Annotated in this window: 3 protein-coding genes and 1 pseudogene; 1 reads left to right on the top strand and 3 read right to left on the bottom strand. The window is 68.3% G+C overall.

Annotation, left to right across the window (positions count from 1 at the left end):
* Positions 1–1,032: hypothetical protein (locus tag WCJ52_RS11975; protein ID WP_336903538.1), on the bottom strand; the 1,032-nt coding region annotated here is incomplete at its 3' end.
* 84 nt (positions 1,033–1,116) lie between these two features.
* Between WCJ52_RS11975 and WCJ52_RS11980 the strand changes: the two genes are divergently transcribed.
* The gene (locus WCJ52_RS11980; RefSeq protein WP_336903539.1) at positions 1,117–1,329 is read left to right on the top strand and encodes a hypothetical protein; all 213 of its coding nucleotides are present in this window, start codon (positions 1,117–1,119) and stop codon (positions 1,327–1,329) included.
* Positions 1,330–1,347: 18 nt separating this feature from the next.
* Here the strand turns inward: WCJ52_RS11980 and WCJ52_RS11985 are convergent, their stop codons facing one another.
* A complete protein-coding gene (locus tag WCJ52_RS11985; RefSeq protein ID WP_336903540.1) occupies positions 1,348–2,850 on the bottom strand; it encodes an NAD(P)/FAD-dependent oxidoreductase in 1,503 nt (500 codons plus the stop codon).
* Positions 2,851–2,987: 137 nt separating this feature from the next.
* A pseudogene (locus WCJ52_RS11990) lies at positions 2,988–3,957 on the bottom strand (phenylalanine--tRNA ligase subunit beta); the annotation flags it as partial.

The raw sequence follows: 3,957 nt of genomic DNA on the forward strand, positions 1-3,957 counted from the left end.
TTCCTGAAGGTCCACACCTCCTGGCATGCGGCCCTCTTCGCCCTCGAGACCGACGGGGCGGACCGGGCCCTGGCCCTGCACGACGCCGCCGCAGTGGGCCAGTACGGCGTGAAGATCGTTGAAGGCGTACCAGGCCCCCTCGTCATGCAGGGCCCATTCGTCCGACAGCCGGTCCCAACGCCCGCCCGCGTCCACGCCGTCCAGCTTCAGCCTCCAGAGCAGGCCCGCCGAATCGATCAGGGTCATGGCCAGGGGATCGGGTCCGCCATCCCAGACGGCGGCGTCGTGCAGGGCCAGGGCCCGGTCCGCTCCGTCGGTCTCGAGGGCGAAGAGGGCCGCATGCCAAGAGGTGTGGACCTTCAGGAAATGGTCGTGCCCCCAATGCGGCCTGCGGGCCTCCAGCAGGTCGAGGCCCGCCTGAGCGCGGCCCTGCATCTCGAGGGCGTGGACGAGGGCATGCTGGGCCCAGACGTCGTCGGGCGCGCTCTCCAGGGCCTGCCGGGCCGAGGCCTCGGCGGCGGGATACTCGCCCAACTCCTCAAGCCCGAAGGCCTGCAGGCCAAACAGGTAGGGATAGGCGGGGTCGGCCGGATTCCAGGCCTTCAGGGCCGCGGCCGGTCGGCGCTTCAGCCTTCCGGCGTCGCCCAGGAAGAAGTCCAGCTGGTGGGCGGCGTTCAGGGCGATGGGGTCCGCCGGCCAGGTCTCCAGCAGGGTGTCCAGCCGCCGGCTCGCCCCGGCCCCGTCCCCCGCTGCCCAGGCCCGGATCACCGCCAGGTGCGCCGCTTCCCGGTCATCCGCCGGGATGATGTCGCCCATCCTCGCAACTCCGGACTCGCTGGGGCCGCGTTCCGACGACATCAGGCCCAGATAGGCGCCCAGCATCCGTCCCAGGGCACAGTCCGGGTCGGAGGCCGCCGTCTTGAGGAAACCCATGGCCTCGGGTCGCATGGCGAAGAGGGCCTCCAAGGCCTGCTCCAGGGCGGCCACCGCCCGGGGGCTTCCCCGCGTCTCCAGTCCAAACCGGTCCTTCATGCGCGGGTCCCCCTCAGTTTCCTGATCTTGCCAGGCGCCGCGCGCCGGTCCAGAGCTTGTCGACCTGATGCTCCAAGGTCCGCCATGCCCAAAGGCCCCGCCTTTCCTGAACAGACCCGCACCGCCGCCGAGACCCTCATCGCCCAGTATGGTGAGGATGCCGAGGTGATCGCCACCCTCCGCGCCGCGGAGTTCGCCGCCATGGGTGACCGCAAGGGGCTTGCCGATTGGGACGACATCATCGCCTGCGTCGCCGTGCTCCAGGCGGGGGGGACCGGCGGCGCGACCCTCAACTGAGCGCCGCGCCCGGCCGTTTCAGTTCCCGTAGCGGAAGATCGCGTCGTCCAGGTCGATCTTGGGCAGTTCGTCCTTTTCCCGCCAGTAGTCCTGGCTGTGGCGCCATTCGGGCTTGTCGCCCGACTTGGGCAAGAGGTGACCACCGCGCTGCAGGTAGCCCGGATTGAAGTCCTCGGGGTCCATCCAGGGACCCAGGGTCATGGACTTGTCCTCGGGCCGGAGCTCGGGCGTGACCCGCTTCACGCCCTTCGTCTTCATGTGGTCGAGGAGCCGGCAGACGAAGTCGCCGAGCAGGTCCACCCGAAGGGTCCAGCTGGCCCGGAAATATCCGAACACCCAGACCAGGTTCGGCACGCCGGTAAACATCATGCCGCGGTAGGTCACGGTCTGCGACATGTCGAGGGGCTTGCCGTCGACCGTCATCTCGATGTCGCCCAGTACGCTCAGGTGGAAGCCCGTGGCGGTGACGACCACATCGGCCTCGATCACCTTGCCGGACTTCAGCTTCACGCCCTCGGGGACGAAGCGATCGATCTCGTCGGTCACGACGCTGGCCTGGCCCTCGATCACCGACTTGAAGAGGTCGCCCTCGGGCACGAAGGCGATCCGCTGGCTCCAGGGGCGATACTTGGGCGTGAAGTTTTCCTGCACGGCCTCATCACCGAGGAAGGCGCGGACCCCCGACAGCAGCTCGTTCCTCACAACCTCCGGCTCCTCGAAGGAGCGCCGGGTGAACTCGCCGCCATCAAACAGGATCTTCCGGCGGACGATCTCGTGAATCCAGGTCTCATTGATCTCGAGTTGGCGCAGGGTGTCGGCCAGCTCGTTGGCGTTCCGTCCCGGGATGAAATAGGTCGGCGAGCGCTGCAGCATGGTGACATGGGCGCACTTGCCGGCGATGGCCGGAACCAGGGTGGCCGCGGTCGCGCCTGAGCCGATCAGCAGCACCTTCTTGCCCGTTAGGTCGATGTCCTTGGGCCAGTTCTGCGGGTGAATGACCTGACCCTGGTAGTCCTCCATCCCCTCCCAGTCGGGGGTGTAGCCGACGTCGTGCCGGTAGTAGCCCTGGCACATCCAGAGGAAGTTGCAGGTGAAGGTCACCGTCTCGTCGGTGTCGAGGCGGACCGCCTCCACCGTCCAGGTGTTGTCCAGGCTGGACCAGGTGGTCTTCACGATCTTGTGGCGGTAACGGATGTGACGGGCGATGTCGTTCTCGGCGATCACCTCGCCCATGTATTTCAGGATCTCCTCGGCCGAGGCGATCGGGGCGTTGACCCAGGGCTTGAAGCGATAGCCGAAGGTGTAGAGGTCGCTGTCCGAGCGGATGCCGGGATATTTGTGCGTGCTCCAGGTGCCGCCAAAAGTTTCCTGGGTCTCCAGGACGACATAGCTTGACCCCCGTGCCTGGGTCTCAAGGTGGTAGGCACCGCCGATTCCGGAAATGCCGGCGCCGACGACCAGGACGTCGAAGTGCTCGGTCTTGGTCACCGCACTGCGGTTCAGGGTTTCCGTCGCGCTCATGGTCTTCCTCAAATGTCTGCTCGTCCGGCCCCAGGCCGGGAGACGAAATGTCAGGGTGGGAAACAAGCCCCTATCGCCTGATTGATCAAGCTCAATAAGCCACGGCAGATCCCCGCTCTGGCGCCAGAAGGGGCGGTTCAGCCCCTGAGACGGGCGCCCGTCGCCTTGCCGGCCGCCGCCACGATCCGGTCGGAGAGGGCCTCGATGTCGGCTTCCGTCAGGGTCTGGTCCCGGGGCTGGACGCGCACCTCGACCGCCACCGACTTGAACCCCTCTGGCACGCCGGCTCCGCGATAGACGTCGAAGATGCGCGCGTCAGCGACCAGGGCCTTGTCCGCCGCCAGGATTGGACGCACCAGGTCGCCCGCCGGGGTCGCTTCCGGCAGGAGGAAGGCAAAGTCCCGGGACAGGGGCATCAGTGCCGAGGGCTGTAAGGCCGGGCGGGTCTTCACGTCCCGCCGTTTGGGCTCGGGCAGGAGGTCCAGGTGGATCTCGAAGCCGAGGACCGGGCCGTCGACGTCCATGGCCTTCAGGATCGCCGGATGGATCTCCCCGAACTCGGCGATCACGGTCTTGGGGCCAAGCTGGAGCCGGGCGGACCGGCCGGGGCTCCACCAGGAAGACGATGCGCCCTGGACGGTCTGCAGGGGCGGGGCGGAGATTTCCCCGAGTAGGGCCTCAAGGTCGCCCTTCAGGGCGAAGAGGGCGTCGTCGTCCCGGCCGTCCCAGCGGCGCGAGGGATGGGGCGAGACGACCGCGGCGATCACCGCCGACTGATCGCCGGGCTGGTCGCCGCGATAGATCGGGCCGATCTCGAACAGGGCCGCGTCAGGATAGCCCCGCCGGGCGTTCCGCCCCACTGCCTCGATCAGGTTCGGCAGCACGGAGGGCCGCATGCAGTCCAGGTCCGCCGCAATGGGGTTGGACAGCACCAGTTCCGGGGCGCCGCCGCCGAACCGCTCGGCCGTCGCCCGTTTCATGAAGCTCCAGGTCACGGCTTCCGCGAAGCCCGCGGCGGCCAGGGCCCGGCGGGCGATCCGCATCCGGCCCTGGCGCACCGTCAGCACGCCCCCCGGTGGGATGGCGACCGGCGGCAGGGGGGTGGAG

It is taken from the genome of Phenylobacterium sp., from assembly GCF_037138395.1.
GTDB lineage: Bacteria > Pseudomonadota > Alphaproteobacteria > Caulobacterales > Caulobacteraceae > Phenylobacterium.